The following is a 2,309-nucleotide window of genomic DNA, read 5'->3' on the forward strand; positions in this document are numbered from 1 at the left end:
CCACCGCCGCCGCTGGAGCTCCTCGTCCGCGAACTCCTGGAGCGCCTCCCTGATGTGCTCGTGCCCGATCCACGTCGTTCGACCTGCTTCTGCCCGAAGGTGAGCTTTCCACCTCGACATCAGCTCGCGCTGTCGGCGGGCCCAGGCATCGACGTAGCGGGTCCAGCCGCCCGCCTCCACCTCGGCCAGGTCGGCGAGATGGTCGACGGGGTCGCCCTCGTCGAGCTCTGAGGTCTGGGGGTCGAGGATCGTGAAGCTCGACTCCGAGATGTTCTCAGGGTCGAACCAGGCTGCGTCGCACTCGTCGCACACCAGGATCAACCGCCCCTGCCGGGTGACCCACACCTGGAGCTCGCCGGCCCTGCAGAACGCTTCGCACTGACCCGCCACCTGCGGTTGCGGCTTCGCGCTGCGTCGCCACTTCCTCACCAGGTCTGTCGCCTCCTCGTCCTGGCTCTTCGCGAGGCCGTCACCCGTTGCGGAGGGTGGCGAGCTCCCGGGCGTTGTACTCGATCATGGCGAGGACGTAGTCGTCGAAGGTGGGGAAGCGATCGATCTCGCCGCCGGCGATCCAGACCACCGGCGGTACCTGCTGACCGTCGACGACGGGCATCACGAACATGTCCATGTCCTCTGCCGTCGCCGCGACCGGCAGGACCTTTCCAGGTTCCAACCCGGCCTGCTCGTAGACGATCGGTTCGATGACCTCGAGCACCTGCTGCGCGAGCTCGAACGTGGGGCTGCCGTAGAGGTCATGGGTGCCGAAGAGGTCCACGGATTGGAAGAAGGACGGCCAGCCGTTGGCGTACCGGAGGAACGCCCGGTAGTCGGGGTCGAGGCGGATGCCGAGGTGCCGCTCAACGGCGTCGATCTCCTCGTCGCTCACCCTGACCTTCGGCAGGTGGTACTCCCACAGCCCCCTCGTGTCGGCATCGTCGATCGCCTGCTTGATCCCGACGAGGTGGACGATCTCGGGTCTCCAGTCCCTCATATGGTCACCCTTCCACATGCGTCATTCATCACTCCTCGAACCTGAACTCGGTGGGTCGGTAGCCGAGCGGATAGTGGCGTGCCTGTGCACCGAGACTGGAGTTGACCCGGGGGCTCAGGTCCAACCACTCCGGCGGCTCGGGCCGTCCCGTCCACGTCGTGTCCGGCACGTGTCCGGCGTGCCCCGAGTACGGCGTTCCGGCCGCGGCGGCTCGGATTCGCTCGTCCCGCGCGGCCTGTGACGCGGTGGCCCGGAGCTCTCCCTGGGTGGTGACGCGACCCGTAGGTGAGATGTCCCCGTTCTGCAAGGCCCGGTTCGAGCCTGCGATGTAGTCCTGGACCTGTGCGATCTCGTCCGCGGATGGGTCCGGCGGTGCTCGGAAGGTGACGGGACCATCGCCGATCGGTGGGGTGGGGTCGACGTGGGGGACGTCGGGGGTGAGGTGGGCGGAGCGCCAAGCGTCGCCGGCGGTGTCGAGGCCGCCGCCGGCCAGGCCGGTGACGCTGTCGGTGAGGAGGCCGCGGGTGTCGAAGGGGTCCTGGCTGGTGAGCTGGCGTTGGGCCATGCCGCTGCCGAGCTCGAGCGTCGTGTTGACGCCCATGTGGAAGCCGACCCGCGCGGTGGTCGACCAGGCCGCGGAGCTGAAGCCGCTCGCCCACGAACCGGCGCCGGCCGTGGCACCGCCGATCACCATGTCGATGCCGACCTGCCCCCAGTTCACCTCGCCGTTCATCAGCCGCTGGGAGCCGGCGCTGATGCCGCCCGCCAGCAGCGCGCCGCCCAGCACCGTGCCGACGCCGGTGAACAGCAGGGCCCCGCCCACCACGATCATGGCGCCGGCGGCGATGTACTCCCAGTTGTCGGCGACCCAGCCGGTCGTGGCGTCCCAGGCGTTGGCGACGTGGTCGAAGAGGCCGTTGTCGGCGGCGGCTTCGCGGTAGGCGGCGAGGTCGGCCTCGGACATCGGGTGGAGGCCGAGGGGGTCGGTGGCGCCGACGGGGTCGTTGCCGGCGTAGTGGTACGGGTTGGCGGCGAACGGGTGGCCGGGCGTGGCGGCCTGCGGGTCGGTGGACAGGAACGAGCGGGTCGACGGGTCGTAGGCCCGGTTGCGCAGCCAGAGCAGCCCGTCGACCTCAAGCTCGCCCCGGTAGCCGAGGCGGGCCTGGCTGGGGTCGACCGGGGCGCCCCACGGGTCGGCGGCCGGGCCGACCGAGCCCTGCCAGTCGTGCGCCAGCCAGTCGACGGCGCCGTCACGCCCCACGGTCGCCCACGGCTCCGAGTCGCCCACCACGGCGGTCCCGTCGATCCAGCGCAGCTG

3 protein-coding genes are annotated in these 2,309 nt (G+C 70.5%); all 3 read right to left on the reverse strand.

The genetic code is table 11. The features are described from left to right. Positions 1 to 429 (reverse strand): hypothetical protein (locus VK611_14285; GenBank protein HMG42504.1); only part of this gene is annotated, 429 nt, incomplete at its 3' end. A gap of 40 nt (positions 430 to 469) precedes the next feature. After that, a complete protein-coding gene (locus VK611_14290; GenBank protein ID HMG42505.1) occupies positions 470 to 991 on the reverse strand; it encodes an SMI1/KNR4 family protein in 522 nt (173 codons plus the stop codon). 28 nt (positions 992 to 1,019) lie between these two features. Beyond that, the coding region (locus VK611_14295; GenBank protein ID HMG42506.1) for an RHS repeat-associated core domain-containing protein at positions 1,020 to 2,309 on the reverse strand (1,290 nt) is incomplete at its 5' end.

The organism is Acidimicrobiales bacterium (assembly GCA_035316325.1).
Classification (GTDB): Bacteria; Actinomycetota; Acidimicrobiia; order Acidimicrobiales; family VFJN01; genus DASXTK01.

What these genes read in the sequence shown, in the direction of transcription:
- VK611_14290 (HMG42505.1), bottom strand. Translation starts at nt 991, where the DNA reads ATGAGGGACTGGAGACCCGAGATCGTCCACCTCGTCGGGATCAAGCAG.